This window comes from Streptomyces sp. NPDC059255 (genome assembly GCF_042752355.1).
Taxonomy (GTDB): Bacteria; Actinomycetota; Actinomycetes; order Streptomycetales; family Streptomycetaceae; genus Streptomyces.
The window spans coordinates 41,531-56,536 of record NZ_JBHYZP010000015.1 but is presented as its reverse complement, the minus strand read 5'-3'; the positions used below and the strand labels follow the sequence as shown (position 1 = coordinate 56,536).

Genomic DNA, 15,006 nt, shown 5'->3' with positions numbered 1-15,006 from the left:
CCAGGACCGCCACCCCGCCGCACAGCGCCATCCCCGCGAACACCGGTACCGCCGATGCCCCCCCCCCCCCCCCCCCCCCCCGGGCCCCCCCCCCCCCCCCCCCCCGCAGGACCCGTGCCCCCCGGGCCCGCCCCCGGGCCCCCCCCGCGCGCGGGCCCGGGGGGCCGGGGGGGTGGACGGGCGGCGCCGCGTGACCGGCCGGACAGGGCCTAGTCGGTCTTGTAGTCCTGTCCCAGGACGACGGAGACATCGGCGTTGGCCGCCGTCTTGCCCTTCTCGACCGCGCCGGCCGGCAGCTTGAGCGTCTTGGCGACCTCTTCCGCCTGTTCCTTCTTCGCCTCGTCCCCGTAGGTGACCCGCGAGGCCGTCAGGGTGTCGGCCGTACCGGCGTCCACGAAGCCGTAGCCGCCGTTGACCAGCGCGATCCTGGCGGACTCCGCCGCGTCCTGGTTCCCGCTCGCGTTCTTCACGCCGACCCGTACGGCCGCGCCCTGCTCGGGAGCGGACACGGAGCCGCCCAGGATGTCCTTCACCACACCGTCGGCGGACTCGTCGCTGAGCCGGCCGTCGGCCTGGACCGGCAGGAGCATCGTCCGGTAGTCGCCCACCTTCGCGTGCTCGGCGAGCTTGGCCAGGGCCGCGCCCAGGTCCTTCTCGGTCAGCGACGGGTCCAGGATCTGTGCCAGGGTCTCGACGGTGACCGTCGCGGTCTTCGGGTCGTCCGAGATCTTCCGCAGGACGCCCTGGAGCACCTGGCCGAAGCGCGTGAGCTGCTTGGCCTCCTCCTCGCCGGGAGCGCGGTACGTGGCGTAGGCGACGGCCGCCCGTCCGTTGAGGGTCTCCTTCTCGCCCTTGGGGACGAGCGGATCGTCGCCCTTCTTCGCGGCGGGCACCTCGACGTCCGTGGTCACCTCGATGCCGCCGACCAACTCGACGAGGTTCTCCAGGTAAGGCGTGTCGAGCCGCCACGTGCCGGAGATACTGGTGCCGAGCAGGGTGCCGATGCCCTCACGGGTGCCGTCGGAGCCGTCCTCGTCGACGGACTTGCCGAGCGTGGTCGAGGCGCCCTCGTCGCCCGCGATGGGGAGGATGTTGGGCAGCAGGACAGTGGTGCCCTTGCCGGTCGTGGCATTGTTGACCAGCAGCGCGGTGGATGTGTCCTTCTGCTTGGTGTTGTGCAGGTGCACGACGATCACGTCGCGCTTCTGCGGGCCCGAGGAGGTGGTCTGCGGCGCGTCCGCCGAGGACATCCCGGGCAGCAGCCCCGCGAACCAGAGGTAGCCGACGCCGCCGGTGACCACCAGGGCGAGCGCGACGACGAGGGCCACGACACGGCTGCGGCCGCGGCGCTTGGCCTCCTCACGGCGTTCGGAGCGGCTCTCGGTGAACTTGAGCCAGTCGATGACGTCCTCGGAGTCCTCGCTGGGCTCTTCTATGAACGAGAACTGCTCGGTCTTGTAGTCGCGTTCCTCGCCCTCCGGGCGCCGCTGCCCCGGTACGGCGGGCTGCTCGGGTTCGGCGGCCGGTTTCGCGTCCGGGGCCGGTGTCGAGGCGGGTGCCGGAGCCGGTGTCCGCGCGGCCGAGGGCTGTTCGACGGTGACGGGGGCCCCGGGCACGGGCTCCTGCCGGTGCTCCTGCTGCTGAATCGGCGACTGCTGCACCGGCGGCTGTCCGCCCGTGTCGTACCCGTACGGGTCGTAGCCGTACGCCTGTTGCTGTCCCTGCTGTCCCTGCTGTCCCTGCTGTCCTTGCTGCCCCTGTTGTCCTTGCTGCCCCTGTTGTTGCCCCTGGTGCTGCGTGTACGGGTCGTACTGCTGCGGGATCTGTTGCTGTTGGGCCTGCTGTTGGGCGTACGGGTCGTAGCCGTACCCCTGTTGCTGCTGCACCGGCTGCCCGTAGGCGTCGTACTGCGGCGGGGACTGCTGCTGCGACTGCTGTGCCGACTGCTGGGGCTGCTGGTACACCGGCTGCCCGTACTCGTCGTACCCGACGATCTGGGGCTGCGGGTAGTAGGGGCCGTACGGGTCGTACGGCTGCTGCTGGTCGTTCACCGGTGCCCCTCTCCGTGGCTCAGGCGCCTCGGTACAACTGCCGCTTGTCGATGTAGCGCACCACGCCGTCCGGCACCAGATACCAGACGGGATCGCCCTTCGCGACCCTCTCACGGCAGTCGGTCGAGGAGATGGCGAGCGCGGGAACCTCCACCAGGGAGACTCCGCCCTTGGGCAGTCCGTCGTCCGTCAGATCATGACCCGGACGGGTCACCCCGATGAAATGGGCGAGGGAGAACAGCTCCTCGTGGTCCCGCCAGCTCAGGATCTGCGAGAGCGCGTCGGCCCCCGTGATGAAGAAGAGGTCGGCGTCGTCGTTGAGGGACCGCAGATCCCGCAGCGTGTCGATCGTGTACGTGGCGCCGCCGCGGTCGATGTCGATCCGGCTGACCGAGAACTGCGGGTTGGACGCCGTCGCGATGACCGTCATCAGGTACCGGTCCTCGGCCGGTGACACCGCGCGCTGGCTCTTCTGCCACGGCTCACCGGTCGGTACGAACACCACCTCGTCGAGATGGAACAGCGCGGCGACCTCACTGGCCGCCACGAGGTGTCCGTGGTGAATCGGGTCGAAGGTGCCGCCCATGACCCCGAGTCGGCGTCTGCCGTGCTCGGATCCGGGGCCTGGCCCCTGCTCCGGTCTGCCCGGACCGGCCGGTCCGTGACCGCTGGCCGCTTGCTGGTCTCCCATACGCCCAGAGCCTACTGGCACACGCGTACGGCCAGGTGTCAGCGGTCGCGGTTGAAGCGCGTGGTGATCCACAGCAGCAGAAGCAGCGCGAAGAGGGCGCCACCGCCGATGAGCTCCGGGCTCAGGCTTTCGTGGTTGCCGCCGTTCTCGGCGCCCTCGGCGAGCGTGACCAGGTGGGCGGCGGTGCCGGTGAGGCTCATCTTCTACGGGCCCTTTTCCTCGGGGGTCTGGGTCCTCCGGAGAACTGGATTCTCCTGAGGTCTGCGGAGACTTCGGGCACATCGTATGCGGGGCCCTCGGGCACGCTCACGCCGACTCAGTCGTTGTGGTCGTTGTCGCGGTATCCGCGCAGCAGGAACCAGGCGAGCAGGGCGGCTCCGACGAGCGAGACGACCAGCACGATCCGCAACGTGTTGCCCGGTCCCTGCTGATCGGAGGCGGCGGCGAGCAGGGTGGCGGTTTCCGGCATGTCGGCTGTGCTCCTCGGTCTCTTTCCGGCTGAGTTCGGGACACTCCGCCCCGGAACCTCATCCACAGGCCCCCGCCACACGGTAGCCCCAGCGCCTACGCTGGGGTCCGTCAGGGGGGACGAGCCTTGGACCTTGGACTCGTACGAACAGGGGATATCCATGACCGATGACCGCAACGAGGCGACGGACGGCGAGAATGTGCCGAGCCGGCAGCGCACACGCTTCCCGGGGATTTCCTCCCGGGCGTACGAACACCCCGCGGACCGCTCGGCGCTGGTCGCCCTGCGCAAGCTCAGCGGTTTCGACACCGTGTTCAAGGCGCTCAGCGCGCTGCTGCCCGAGCGCAGCCTGAGACTGCTCTTCCTCTCCGACTCGGTGCGGGTGGGCGACGCCCAGTTCGCGCATCTGCACGCGATGCTGCGGGACGCCTGCTACATCCTGGACCTGGAGAAGGTCCCCGCGATGTACGTGACGCAGGACCCGCGGCCCAACGCGATGTGCATCGGCCTGGACGAGCCGATCATCGTGGTCACCACAGGACTGGTGGAGCTGCTGGACGAGGAGGAGATGCGGGCGGTCGTGGGCCACGAGGTGGGCCACGCGCTCTCCGGGCACGCGGTCTACCGCACGATACTGCTCTTCCTCACGAGCCTCGCGGTCAAGGTCGCGTGGATCCCGCTGGGCAATGTGGCGATCATGGCGATAGTGACGGCGCTGCGGGAGTGGTTCCGCAAGTCGGAGCTGTCGGCCGACCGGGCCGGACTCCTCGTCGGCCAGGACACGCTGGCGTCGATGCGCGGTCTGATGAAGATCGCCGGTGGCAACCACCTGCACGAGATGAACGTGGACGCGTTCCTGGAGCAGGCCAAGGAGTACGAGGAGGGCGGCGATCTGCGCGACTCCGTCCTCAAGATCCTCAATGTGCTCCCGCGCACGCATCCGTTCACGACGGTCCGGGCCGCCGAGCTGAAGAAGTGGTCCGAGAGCCGGGACTACCAGCGGATCATGGACGGCCACTACCCGCGCCGCGACGAGGACAAGGACACCTCGGTCACGGACTCGTTCCGCGACTCCGCCACGCACTACGCGGACACGGTCCGCAACAGCAAGGACCCGCTGATGAAGCTGGTGGGCGACATCGCGGGCGGTGCGGGCGACCTGGGCGGCAAGCTGCGCGACCGGTTCACGGGCGGCGGCAACAGCGGTGGTAACGGCAAGGGTGGCGGCAGCGGCAGGGACGGCGGCAGCAGTACGGCCACGGAGCGCGACGCGGGCACCGACGATGACGGCGGCAGCGGCAAGCGACCGGCCAGGGACTGACCGAGGACCGTCCCGGGACCGACCGGCCCCCGGGACGGTCCCGCCGTCAGGGTGACGGGCTCGGCTCGGCCGTGCGGGAGAGCGCGCCGCAGAGCGCCGGATGCATCGGGCCCCTCGCGTACGGATCGGTCGCGGCCGGTTCGTGCGGCCGGGCGCGCTCGCCCGCGAGCAGCGGCCGCAGCGTGTTCGGCGGCTCGGCCGAGCAGGACTGGGGCCCGGCCTGGACCTCGCTGCTCACCACCTGCGTCTGATGCCTGGGCAGGTCCTCCACGCTGAACCGGAAGCGCATCTCGCGCCGGACGGTGAACAGCGAGGCGTCCCGTACGGGGTGGGTGTCCGAGGCGGCGGGCCGCAGCGGATAGACGAAGACATGGTCCGAGCTGACCTCCAGCGTCCCGGGCCCGGTCTCCTCGTACCGCAGCGTGCCGTGGACACGCACCTGGTCGTCGGCGCGCGCCACCTTCGCCGGGTCGAAGCGGACCAGCCAGCCGATCGGGTCGTGGTGCCCGTCGTCGGCCGGATCGGTGAAGCTGCGGTCGAACTGCGTGAGCTGTTCGGGGTCGAGGAGGACCCGTACGGGGCGCAGAGTGCGCCCCGCGAGGACGTCGGGGTCGAGCGAGGACGCCACGAGATAGTCCTTGACGATGCTCAGCGCGGCCATCACCTGTCCCTCCGCGAAGTCCCCGGCGTCCCGCGCGGCGGGCAGGGTGATGCCCGCCGCCCCCGACCGGAACGGCGCGGCGGGGCTGCGGGCGAGGAGATCGGCGGGCGCGCCGCCCGGCACAGGGCCCGCCGGGGCGAGCGGGACCACCGATATCCGGGCGGGTTCGACGGCCCCGATCGCGGGCGGGCGGTACGGGTTGCGCAGCCCCAGATAGATCGCGGTGCCGAAGGCCACCACGAGGATCATGAGGAGCAGCAGAAACTGCCGGGGACCGTTCCTGAACCCCCGCCGGCGTCCGGGGGCGGGCGGCGGGACGGGCGGGATCCTGCGGACGGCGTGGGCGTGATCGCCCATGCGCTCCCGCGCGGAGTACTCCTGGAGTCGGGCCGCCCGGATGAACGACTCGTCGAAGACGACCGAGCGGTACTCGTCGTCCTCGCCTCCGGGGAGCCCCTCAGGATGCTCTCCTTCGGGTGGGTCTCCACGCCCTGCCATATGTTGAGGGTAGGTCTGCGGGGGCGAACGTAAACGCCGGGCTGACGGTCAAGTTCCGCATGACACCCGTTCGGCCGTTCGGGTAACGGCGGCATCTCTCACGGGCCTGCGCGGCACTGCTCACGGGCCTGCGCGGCTCGTCTCGCCGGCGGGCTCGGCACCGCTCCACGGGCGCTCGCGCCGTCGCGTCAGGGGGTTCTCGGCACCGCCGAGACCGCCGGGACGGTTCCTGTCACGGAGGCCGCGGACGTCGCGGAGGCCGAGGGCCCGATCGCGCCCGGCTTGTCGATCCCGGTCGTGGCAGGCTGCGGCACCTGGTCCTCGCGGCTGTCGGAAGCACCCCGGTAGACGGCCGTGAAGGCGAGCGCCACCATCCCGACGCCCATCAGCACGGCGAGCAGCCAGGCGACGGGCCGGTGCCAGCGCGCGGTGCTCCGGTAGGGCCGGAGGCTGCCGCCGTGGCGTCCGTACGGGCCGGTGTACGCGTCGGGGTCGTCCGGGTCGTACTCCCCGTAGCCGGGGTCCGGGCCGTACGCGCCGTCCCGGCCGTACAGCTCCTCGTAGAGCTCGTCCTCGGGCGCTCCGCCACCGGAGCGGGCGCGGGCCGCCTCGGCCTCGGCGCGGGCCTGGGCCGCCGACAGCAGCCGCTCCACGGCGGAGGGTTCATGGATGGTGGCGGCCTTGACGAAGTCCTCGTCGAACACCACGGAGGCGAAGTCCTGATCCGCGCCTCCGCGGTCGTCGTCAGGCTCCCAGCCGTCCGGGAACGGCTTGCCCCCCACGTCGTCCGGCACCTCTTCAGGGTAGACCTGGGACATGGTTTTGGGCAGGCGGAGTCCGAACTATCCCGCTTCGTATTCGTCACACGCCCGCCCACACGACCGCTCGGACGCCCGCCCACACGGCCACTCGGACGACCGTTCACACGACCGCGCGCACCCGCGCCGCCGCCCCGGTCCTCAGCGGGTGTGCCCGTCCCCGGTCACGATGTACTTCGTGGAGGTCAGCTCCGGCAGCCCCATCGGCCCGCGCGCGTGCAGCTTCTGCGTGGAGATCCCGATCTCGGCACCGAAGCCGAACTGGCCCCCGTCCGTGAACCGGGTGGACGCGTTCACGGCGACGGTCGTGGAATCGACCAACTGGGTGAACCTGCGGGCGGCGGCCTGCGAGGTGGTGACGATCGCCTCCGTGTGCCCCGACGACCAGAGCCGGATGTGGGCGACGGCCGCGTCCAGCGAGTCCACCACCGCGGCGGCGATGTCGTACGAGAGGTACTCGGTCTCCCAGTCGTCCTCGGTGGCCGCCACAACCGTGGCCTTCGTCCCGGCCGCGTACGCCTGTACCCGCTCGTCGGCGTGGACGGTGACACCGGACTCCGCCAGCGCGTCCAGCGCGCGCGGCAGGAACGCGGCGGCGACGTCCTGGTGGACGAGGAGCGTCTCGGCGGCGTTGCAGACGCTCGGGCGCTGCGCCTTGGAGTTGATGAGGATGTCGACGGCCATGTCGAGGTCGGTGTCGGCGTCCACGTACACATGGCAGTTGCCGGTGCCGGTCTCGATGACGGGGACGGTGGAGCCCTCGACGACCGTACGGATGAGGGAGGCGCCGCCGCGCGGGATCAGCACGTCGACCAGGCCGCGCGCCCGCATCAGCTCCTGCACGGCGTCGCGGCCCTCGCCGGGCACGAGCTGTACGGCGTCGGCGGGCAGCCCGGCGCCGCCCACGGCGTCGCGCACCACCCGTACCAGCGCGGTGTTGGAGGAGAGCGCCGAGGAGGAGCCGCGCAGCAGTACGGCGTTGCCCGACTTCAGGCAGAGCGCGGCGGCGTCCACGGTGACGTTGGGGCGCGCCTCGTAGATGATCCCGACGACGCCGAGCGGGACGCGCACCTGGCGCAGGTCGATGCCGTTGGGGAGGGTCGAGCCGCGGACGACCTCGCCGACCGGGTCGGGCAGCGCGGCCACGTCCCGTACGTCGGCGGCGATGGCCCGCATCCGCTCCGGGGTCAGCGTCAGCCGGTCGATGACGGACTCGGCGGTGCCGGCCTCCCTGGCGCGCGCGACGTCCTCGGCGTTGGCCGTGACGATCTCGTGCGTACGGACCTCCAGCGCGTCCGCGATCGCCAGCAGCGCGTCGTCCTTGGCCGCGCGCGGCAGTGGCGCGATGTCGGCGGCGGCGGAGCGGGCCCGGTAGGCGGCCCTGACGACCGGGGAGAGATTGTCGTACGGCGAGAGCGAGGTCATGCCCGCAGGGTAATGCGCCCCCTGAGGGCATTCCGCACGTATTCCGCACTCCGAGACGCCCCCGGGCCGGACGGCCGGGCCCGCGCGACGCCCGCGGAGCCGCCTCAGAAGGGGTGGACGCCCACCGGAGCCGCCGGCGGCGGACCGTACCCCTCGGCGATGCGCTGGTGGTACGTCTCCCGGTCGATGACCTCCAGCCCGACGATCAGCCACGGCGGGAGCTGGGCGCTCGACCGGTGCTCGCCCCACAGCCGCAGCGCCACCGCGGCGGCGTCGTGCAGGTCCCTGGCCTCCTCCCAGTAGCGGATCTCCGCGTGGTCGGTGGCGTACCGGCTCGTCAGCAGGAAGGGATGGTCGTGGGCGAGCTGTTCCAGGCCGCGCCTGACCTCGGTCAGCGGGGTCTCCGGGCCCGAGACGCTGAGGGTGATGTGCCAGAGCTTGGACACCTGGCGCGCGGTCGCCGTCGCCGCGGTGTCCCCCTGCCGCCGGTCACCGGCCGCGCCGTCGGTACCGTCGGTACCGGCGCTGTCCGGGGTGTCGGCGGGGTCCCCCGCGCCGACGCTGGTCAGGGCTCGTTGCCCGCCGGTGGCCCGCCGGGCCTGGGCGCTTCCCCCGGCACCTCGGGGCACCGCCCCCGGGCGCGCTCGTCTCACCAGCGGCCTCCTGTTTGCTGCGTCGTCGTGCTGTTCCCCGTCATAACCCCGGCATCCCTCTGACAAAGTTGACCAGTCCCGGGCGGAAGATGGGGCGGTTTTGGTAAAGGTCCCTGTTCAAAGGCCGGAGTTTCAGCCGTTTCAGGTGCGGGTCAGGGGTACAGGATGACCAAATCGTCCCGGTGTACGACTTCTCGCTCGTAGGCGGGGCCCAGCGCGCGGGCCAGTTCGCGGGTGGAGCGGCCGAGGAGCTGGGGGATCTCCTTGGCGTCGAAGTTGACCAGACCGCGGGCGACCGCGTGCCCCTCCGTGTCCCGCAGCTCCACGGGGTCGCCGGCGCTGAACTCGCCCTCGACGGCGGCGATCCCGGCCGGCAGGAGCGACGTACGGCGCTCGACCACGGCCTGTACGGCACCGTCGTCGAGGGTGAGGGCGCCCCGGGGGGTGGAGGCGTGCGCGAGCCACAGGAGCCGGTCGGCGGAGCGGCGTCCGGTGCGGTGGAAGTACGTGCCGGTGTCGCGCCCCGCGAGCGCGTCGGCGGCGCGGCTGGCGGAGGTCAGCACGACGGGGATACCGGCCGCGGCGGCGATCCTGGCGGCCTCGACCTTGGTGACCATGCCGCCGGTGCCGACCCCGGCCCGGCCGGCGCTGCCGATGGTGACGCCGGCCAGATCGGCGGGGCCGCGCACCTCGGCGATCCGGGAGGTGTCCACCCTGCTCGGGTCGCCGTCGTACAGGCCGTCGACGTCGGAGAGCAGGACGAGCAGGTCGGCCCGTACGAGATGGGCGACGAGCGCCGCCAGCCGGTCGTTGTCGCCGAAGCGGATCTCGTCGGTGGCGACGGTGTCGTTCTCGTTGACGACGGGGAGAGCGCCCATGCCGAGGAGCTGGTCGAGGGTGCGGTAGGCGTTGCGGTAGGAGGCGCGCCTGCTGGTGTCGTCCGTGGTGAGGAGGACCTGGCCGACACGTACGCCGTACCGGGCGAAGGAGGCGGTGTAACGGGCGACGAGCAGCCCCTGGCCCACACTGGCGGCGGCCTGCTGCCGGGCCAGGTCCCGGGGGCGGCGGTCGAGGCCGAGCGGCGCGAGCCCGGCGGCGATGGCACCGCTGGACACCAGCACGATCTCCCGGCCGCCGGTCGCCCGTACGGCGGCGAGGACGTCGACCAGGGCGTCGACCCGGTCGGCGTCGAGGCCGCCCGCGGCGGTGGTGAGCGAGGAGGAGCCGACCTTGACGACGATTCGACGGGCCTGCCCGACCGCGTCCTCCCGTGCCGCCGCCTGCTGCCGTGCCGCCGCCTGCTCCCGCCCTGCCGCCTGCTCGCGCCCGGTCGCCTGCTGCCGTGCCGCCGCTTGCCGCCCTGCCGCTGCCACGTGCTCTGCCTCTGCTCTCGCCACCGGGGCGTGTGCCCGTGTTCCCGCCGCTCCCGCCACCGGACTCGGAGTCCGCGCGCGGTGTGTCCCGGCCGGCCAGCCTACGCGGGGGCCGCCCGCGACGGCGGATCATTTCAGTGGCTGGAACGCCCGGACGGCCCGCCCGTGCAACCGGAGACCCGTGACAGCAGTCTGTCAGTGGGAGGAACGGGCGGGAAACAGCCGCGGGCCTCTCGGAGATAAGCTGGCAGCCCGGCGCCGTACCCTCCGCCGACGGCAGCGATCACCCGCTTGCTCCGCAACCTGGTCAGCCACCCCCCGCGCACCGACAACACGAGATGGGCCTTCAAGTAATGCCAGTAAAAGTGAGCGTCGTCATTCCGGTGTACAACCCGGGTAAGTACATCGATCCGTGCATCGATTCACTGCTGGCCCAGACGCTGCCGGCCGCGGACTTCGAGGTGCTCTTCGTCAACGACGGCTCGACCGACGACACCCCCGCGCGGCTGGACAAGCTGTCCGCCGAGCACCCGCACTTCCGGGTGATCCACATTCCCAACTCGGGTTGGCCGGGGAAGCCCAGAAACATCGGTGTGGCGGAGGCGAAGGGCGAGTACGTCCAATTCGTCGACCAGGACGACCACATGGCCTCCGACGCGCTGCGGCGGCTCTACGAGATGGGCCACCGCAACGGCTCCGACATCGTGATCGGAAAGGTCGCCTCCAACTTCCGCGGCGTCCCGCACGGCGTGTTCAAGACGAACCGCGAGAAGTGCGACCTCAGCAACGCGCCTTTGTACGACAGCCTCACCCCGCACAAGATGTTCCGCACGGAATTCCTGCGCGAGAACAACATCGCGTACCCCGAGGGCAAGCGGCGCCTTGAGGACCAGCTCTACATGATGCAGACGTACTTCCCCGCGAAGGTCGTGTCGATCCTGGGGACGTACACCTGCTACTACTACTCGAAGCGGGACGACGGCCAGAACGCCGGCTCCGCGAAGCTCGTGCCGTCCGGCTACTACGGCAACCTCCGCGAGGTGCTCGGCGTCGTCGTCGACAACACCGAGCCGGGCGACTTCCGGGACCGGCTGCTGCGCCGCTTCTACCGGGTCGAGATGCTGGGCCGGCTGAGCGAGCCCTCGGTCCTCAAGTACGAGCCCGCGTACCTGGACGAGATGGTCGACGCGATCCAGCCGCTCGTGAAGGACTTCATCACCGACGGCGTGCACGACGGGCTCGGCGCGCTGGTCCGGCTCCGCTCCACGCTGCTGCGCGCCGACGACCGCCAAGGGCTGGTGAAGATCGCCCGGTTCGCCAAGTCGGTGAAGGCCACGGCGCGTCTGGAGGAGTTCGACTGGCAGCCGGACGGCAGGATCGCGCTCTCCGTGACCGGCCGTCTGGTGCACGGCGAGGACCAGCAGCCGCTGCGCCTGGTCCGCCGGGACAAGCGGTACTTCGTGCACCCGGAGATCACCGAGGGGCTGCTGCCCGAGGGTGAACTCCTCGACGTCACCGACGACATGGACACCTACAAGGGTGAACTCTCCCTGCGCAACCGGGAGACCGCCGTCGAGTGGCCCTGCCCCGCCGACTTCACCGCGAAGGTCGAGAAGGCCGCGCCGCCGGCCGGCGCCCCTGCGGACGCCGAGGAGACGTACGAGGTCGTGCTCCACGGCACCGGCACGGTGACCAGCGAGGCGGTCAAGGGACGCGGCCGGGTCTCCCGGGGCTTCTGGGACATCTGGGTCCCGATGCGCGGCCTCGGGATCGTCCGCAAGGCCCGGCTCGGCGCCGACCGCGCGCCCGGGGTGGACGCCAAGTGCCTCCCGGCGGTGCTCGGTTCGCCGGCCCGCCCGGTCATCCCGTACTTCACCGACCCGCACGGCAACCTCACGCTCGATGTGGCGGGCCGCGCCAAGAAGATGGCGACGTATCTCGCGGAGAGCCCCGCGCTGCGGATGCCCGGCTCCCGCTCCGAGCTGCGGTTCGAGATCTTCACGGGCACGAATTCCGCCTCCCTCGCCGTCGAGCTGGTGCTGACCGGCTCGGACGGTACGAAGCTCACGCACCCGGCGACGCTCCGCCCCGACCACGGCAGGGCGCACCTGGAGGTGCCGGGCCGGGTGGCCGGACTGGCGGAGGGCCAGGCGCGTCTTTCGGTCAAGCTGGACGGCCCGAAGGGGCCCGAGCTGGACATCTGCGAGCTGCCGGTGGCGGCCGGCGGGCGGCTCCGGCTCGACCAGTGCGGGCTCGGGGAGGTCGACCCCCTGCTGGTGCGGGTGGTGACGGTGAAGCGCCGCAGGGCCACGCTGCGCAAGGTGCTCCGCTCGGCCGGCGGCCCGATCGTCCGCAGGCTGCCCGCCTCGGCGCGGAAGAAGGTGCGCCGCCTCGCGGCCCGCATCTGACCCGTGGCGGTGCCCCGCACCACTCCACGGCGCACCGCTCCACGGCGGCACCGCTCCACAGCGCACGGCCCCACTCCGAACCCTGAACAGAACAGCAAGGACGTGATCACATGCGGCAGCTCTCCGTCGAAGGCGCCTGGGTGCATGAACCGAAGGTCTTCCCGGACAGCCGTGGCAGCTTCCACGAGTGGTTCAAGGCCCCCGACTTCGCCGAGGCGGCCGGCCACCCGCTGAACCTCGCGCAGGCCAACTGCTCGGTCTCCAGCCGGGGCACGCTGCGGGGCGTCCACTTCGCCGATGTGCCGCCCGGCCAGGCCAAGTACGTGAAGTGCGTGCGCGGCGCGGTGCTCGACGTGATCGTGGACATCCGGGTGGGCTCGCCGACGTACCGGAAGTGGGAGGCCGTGCGCCTCGACGACACGGACCACCACTCGGTCTATCTCGCGGAGGGTCTCGGGCACGCCTTCATGGCGCTGACCGACGACGCCACGGTGGTCTACCTCTGCTCCGAGGGGTACTCCCCGGGCCGTGAGCACGGTCTGAACCCGCTGGACCCGGAGCTCGGCATCGAGTGGCCCGAGTCGATCACGCCGCTGCTCTCCGATAAGGACGCGGCGGCCCCGACCCTCGCGGAGGCCGAGGCCCAGGGCCTGCTGCCGTCGTACGAGGAGTGCCGGGCGTACTACGCGGAGCTGGCCGCGCGCGCCTGACGGCAGCCCGCCTGACGGCGTCCTGCCGGGCGGTGCACGAGCGAAGGGCCGGAGCGTGCGCTCCGGCCCTTCCTCATGTCCTGGTGCCCGGCGACGGTCAGCCGGTGACGGCCTCGATCTGCCGGCGCAGCGGCGTGAACGCCGAGCGCGGACGGCGCAGGTTACGGGCGCGGTTCAGCGCGGGCCAGAAGCCCGCCCCGAGCAGCGCCTCGGGCCGCACGGCGTTCTTGCGGACGAGGATCTCGTCCGGCACGTCCTGCGGGTCCGGTACGACGTACTCCTCGATGATCTTGTCGTAGGCGTTCTTCAGCACCGTCGACTCGGGGTTGGCGCCGAAGATCGCCACCACCCCGGTCGGCTCGGTGTCGACGTCGACGACGAGCAGGTCGGGGCGGTAACGCCGGAGCACCTGGGCCACCTTGTAGACGTCGCCCGCCCAGAACTTCGTGTGGCGGTCGCGCGCCGCCTCGTCGACGTCCCGGGGCAGCATGTCGTCCAGGACGATCACGCTGGACCAGCGGGAGTGCTTCTCGACGTTCATGAAGTCGCGCAGCGCGAACTCGAAGAGATGCATGCCGTCGATGAACGACAGCTCCAGCTTCGGGTCCCCGCCGAGCAGGTTGACCGGGTCGCGGCGGGCGAGCGCGCGGAACGGGTTGCGGCCGTTGCGCAGATGGATCAGCGGGTCCTTGCGTGCGAAGAAGTCGTCACTGGTCGCCCGGACCAGGTGGACGTCGCAGCTGATGTCCGTGACCACCCGGAAGGCCGGGTCGACGGCGACGGACGGAACCCGGGAGAGCGCCAGGCTTCGCCCGTCGTTGACCCCGATCTCCAGATAGGTGCGGGGCTTGTACACACGGTGCAGCTGGCGCAGGAAGCCGTGGCGATCCACGTAAGGGGCCCTTCACTGAGAATCAACAATCCATAGGTTTGATTCTCAGTGAACTTAGTGGGCCCACAGGTTGTACGTAAACATCTACTGGCTGGTAACACCCGTTTGGCGCTCGGCTGCCAGCACTGCCGGGAACGCTTCGGTGAGCGCCGCCCGCCAGTCTCGGATGGGTTCGATTTCGGCTGATTTCCATCGGTCGTGACCGAGGATGCTGTACGCGGGCCGGGGGGCCGGCCGGACGAACGCCTCGCTGGTCGTCGGACGGACCCGCGCCGGATCCGCGCCGAGCAGCCGGAAGATCTCCTGGGTGAAGCCGAACCAGGTCGTCCCGCCGCCGCTGGTGCCGTGGTAGACGCCCGCGGGCGCCGTTCCGTCCAGTGCCGCCCCGCCGAGCCGGACCAGCCGGTCGGCGAGATCGCCGGTCCAGGTGGGCTGTCCGCGCTGGTCGTCCACCACGTCCAGGGTGTCCTTGACGGCCTCCAGCTTGATCATCGTGCGGACGAAGTTGGGCCCGCCCGCGCCGTACAGCCACGCCGTACGGACCACGTAACCCTGCTCGGGGAGGGTGTCGAGCACCGCCCGCTCCCCCGCCAGCTTCGTCCGCCCGTAGGCGCTGCGCGGCGCGGTCGGGGCGTCCTCCGCGTACGGTGTCCCGCCGTCCCCGGCGAAGACGTAGTCCGTGGAGACCTGGAGCAGGATCGCGCCCGACTCCCGGCAGGCCTCGGCGAGGACCCGGGGGCCCGTGCCGTTGACCGCGAGGGCGTCGTCCTCCTTGGACTCGGCGTCGTCCACGGCCGTCCAGGCCGCGCAGTTGACCACGACCGCCGGCGCGTGCTCCGCGAAGGCGGCGCGCACGGCGACGGGGTCGGTGATGTCCAGAGCGGCGCGGTCCAGGCCGGCCGCGGGCCGCCCGGCGGCGGCGAGCCGGGCCAGCAGGTCCCGGCCGAGCATGCCGCCGGCGCCGGTGACGAGCCAGGTGCCCGCCGCGCCGCCGTCCGCCGCGCCGCCCGCGTCCGCGCCGCCGGTGTTCACGGAA

The 15,006-nt window shown here is 71.6% G+C and carries 14 protein-coding genes; 3 read left to right on the top strand and 11 right to left on the bottom strand.

The features are described from left to right. Nucleotides 1-209: 209 nt before the first annotated feature. The 4 genes from ACFXKG_RS19135 to ACFXKG_RS19120 all read right to left on the bottom strand — a co-directional run bounded on the left by ACFXKG_RS19135 (nucleotide 210) and on the right by ACFXKG_RS19120 (nucleotide 3,211). On the bottom strand, nucleotides 210-2,051 hold the full coding sequence (locus ACFXKG_RS19135; RefSeq protein ID WP_384839983.1) for an LCP family protein: 1,842 nt from the start codon (nucleotides 2,049-2,051) through the stop codon (nucleotides 210-212). 19 nt (nucleotides 2,052-2,070) lie between these two features. Further along, a complete protein-coding gene (gene nadD, locus ACFXKG_RS19130) occupies nucleotides 2,071-2,742 on the bottom strand; it encodes a nicotinate-nucleotide adenylyltransferase (protein ID WP_384839980.1) in 672 nt (223 codons plus the stop codon). A 38-nt stretch (nucleotides 2,743-2,780) separates the two neighbouring features. After that, the gene (locus tag ACFXKG_RS19125; RefSeq protein ID WP_384839977.1) at nucleotides 2,781-2,942 is read right to left on the bottom strand and encodes a hypothetical protein; all 162 of its coding nucleotides are present in this window, start codon (nucleotides 2,940-2,942) and stop codon (nucleotides 2,781-2,783) included. Nucleotides 2,943-3,058: 116 nt separating this feature from the next. After that, entirely contained in the window at nucleotides 3,059-3,211 is a 153-nt protein-coding gene (locus ACFXKG_RS19120; RefSeq protein ID WP_365813795.1) for a hypothetical protein, read from the bottom strand. Nucleotides 3,212-3,371: 160 nt separating this feature from the next. Between ACFXKG_RS19120 and ACFXKG_RS19115 the strand changes: the two genes are divergently transcribed. Next, complete coding sequence (locus ACFXKG_RS19115; protein ID WP_384839973.1) at nucleotides 3,372-4,532, top strand: M48 family metallopeptidase; 1,161 nt, start codon at nucleotides 3,372-3,374, stop codon at nucleotides 4,530-4,532. Between the two features lie 46 nt (nucleotides 4,533-4,578). Here the strand turns inward: ACFXKG_RS19115 and ACFXKG_RS19110 are convergent, their stop codons facing one another. The 5 genes from ACFXKG_RS19110 to proB all read right to left on the bottom strand — a co-directional run bounded on the left by ACFXKG_RS19110 (nucleotide 4,579) and on the right by proB (nucleotide 9,828). Next, nucleotides 4,579-5,691 carry a hypothetical protein gene (locus ACFXKG_RS19110; RefSeq protein ID WP_384839971.1) on the bottom strand — a complete coding sequence of 371 codons (1,113 nt, stop codon included), beginning with the start codon at nucleotides 5,689-5,691 and terminating at the stop codon, nucleotides 4,579-4,581. A 188-nt stretch (nucleotides 5,692-5,879) separates the two neighbouring features. Beyond that, nucleotides 5,880-6,485, bottom strand: coding sequence for a hypothetical protein (locus ACFXKG_RS19105; RefSeq protein WP_384839968.1), 606 nt, complete (start codon nucleotides 6,483-6,485; stop codon nucleotides 5,880-5,882). 165 nt (nucleotides 6,486-6,650) lie between these two features. Next, nucleotides 6,651-7,934: a glutamate-5-semialdehyde dehydrogenase gene (locus ACFXKG_RS19100; protein ID WP_365813799.1), complete on the bottom strand. Its 1,284-nt coding sequence runs from the start codon at nucleotides 7,932-7,934 to the stop codon at nucleotides 6,651-6,653. Between the two features lie 104 nt (nucleotides 7,935-8,038). Further along, nucleotides 8,039-8,587: a hypothetical protein gene (locus ACFXKG_RS19095; RefSeq protein ID WP_384839964.1), complete on the bottom strand. Its 549-nt coding sequence runs from the start codon at nucleotides 8,585-8,587 to the stop codon at nucleotides 8,039-8,041. A 152-nt stretch (nucleotides 8,588-8,739) separates the two neighbouring features. Further along, on the bottom strand, nucleotides 8,740-9,828 hold the full coding sequence (proB, locus tag ACFXKG_RS19090; protein WP_384840226.1) for a glutamate 5-kinase: 1,089 nt from the start codon (nucleotides 9,826-9,828) through the stop codon (nucleotides 8,740-8,742). A 497-nt stretch (nucleotides 9,829-10,325) separates the two neighbouring features. Here proB and ACFXKG_RS19085 point away from each other — a divergent pair, with 497 nt between their 5' ends. Further along, entirely contained in the window at nucleotides 10,326-12,368 is a 2,043-nt protein-coding gene (locus ACFXKG_RS19085; protein ID WP_384839961.1) for a glycosyltransferase family 2 protein, read from the top strand. Nucleotides 12,369-12,478: 110 nt separating this feature from the next. After that, complete coding sequence (gene rfbC / locus ACFXKG_RS19080) at nucleotides 12,479-13,078, top strand: dTDP-4-dehydrorhamnose 3,5-epimerase (RefSeq protein ID WP_384839957.1); 600 nt, start codon at nucleotides 12,479-12,481, stop codon at nucleotides 13,076-13,078. A gap of 97 nt (nucleotides 13,079-13,175) precedes the next feature. Here the strand turns inward: rfbC and ACFXKG_RS19075 are convergent, their stop codons facing one another. Beyond that, complete coding sequence (locus ACFXKG_RS19075; protein WP_382898750.1) at nucleotides 13,176-13,970, bottom strand: class I SAM-dependent methyltransferase; 795 nt, start codon at nucleotides 13,968-13,970, stop codon at nucleotides 13,176-13,178. Between the two features lie 84 nt (nucleotides 13,971-14,054). Next, nucleotides 14,055-15,002 carry a dTDP-4-dehydrorhamnose reductase gene (gene rfbD, locus ACFXKG_RS19070; RefSeq protein WP_384840223.1) on the bottom strand — a complete coding sequence of 316 codons (948 nt, stop codon included), beginning with the start codon at nucleotides 15,000-15,002 and terminating at the stop codon, nucleotides 14,055-14,057. Between the last annotated feature and the right edge of the window lie 4 nt (nucleotides 15,003-15,006).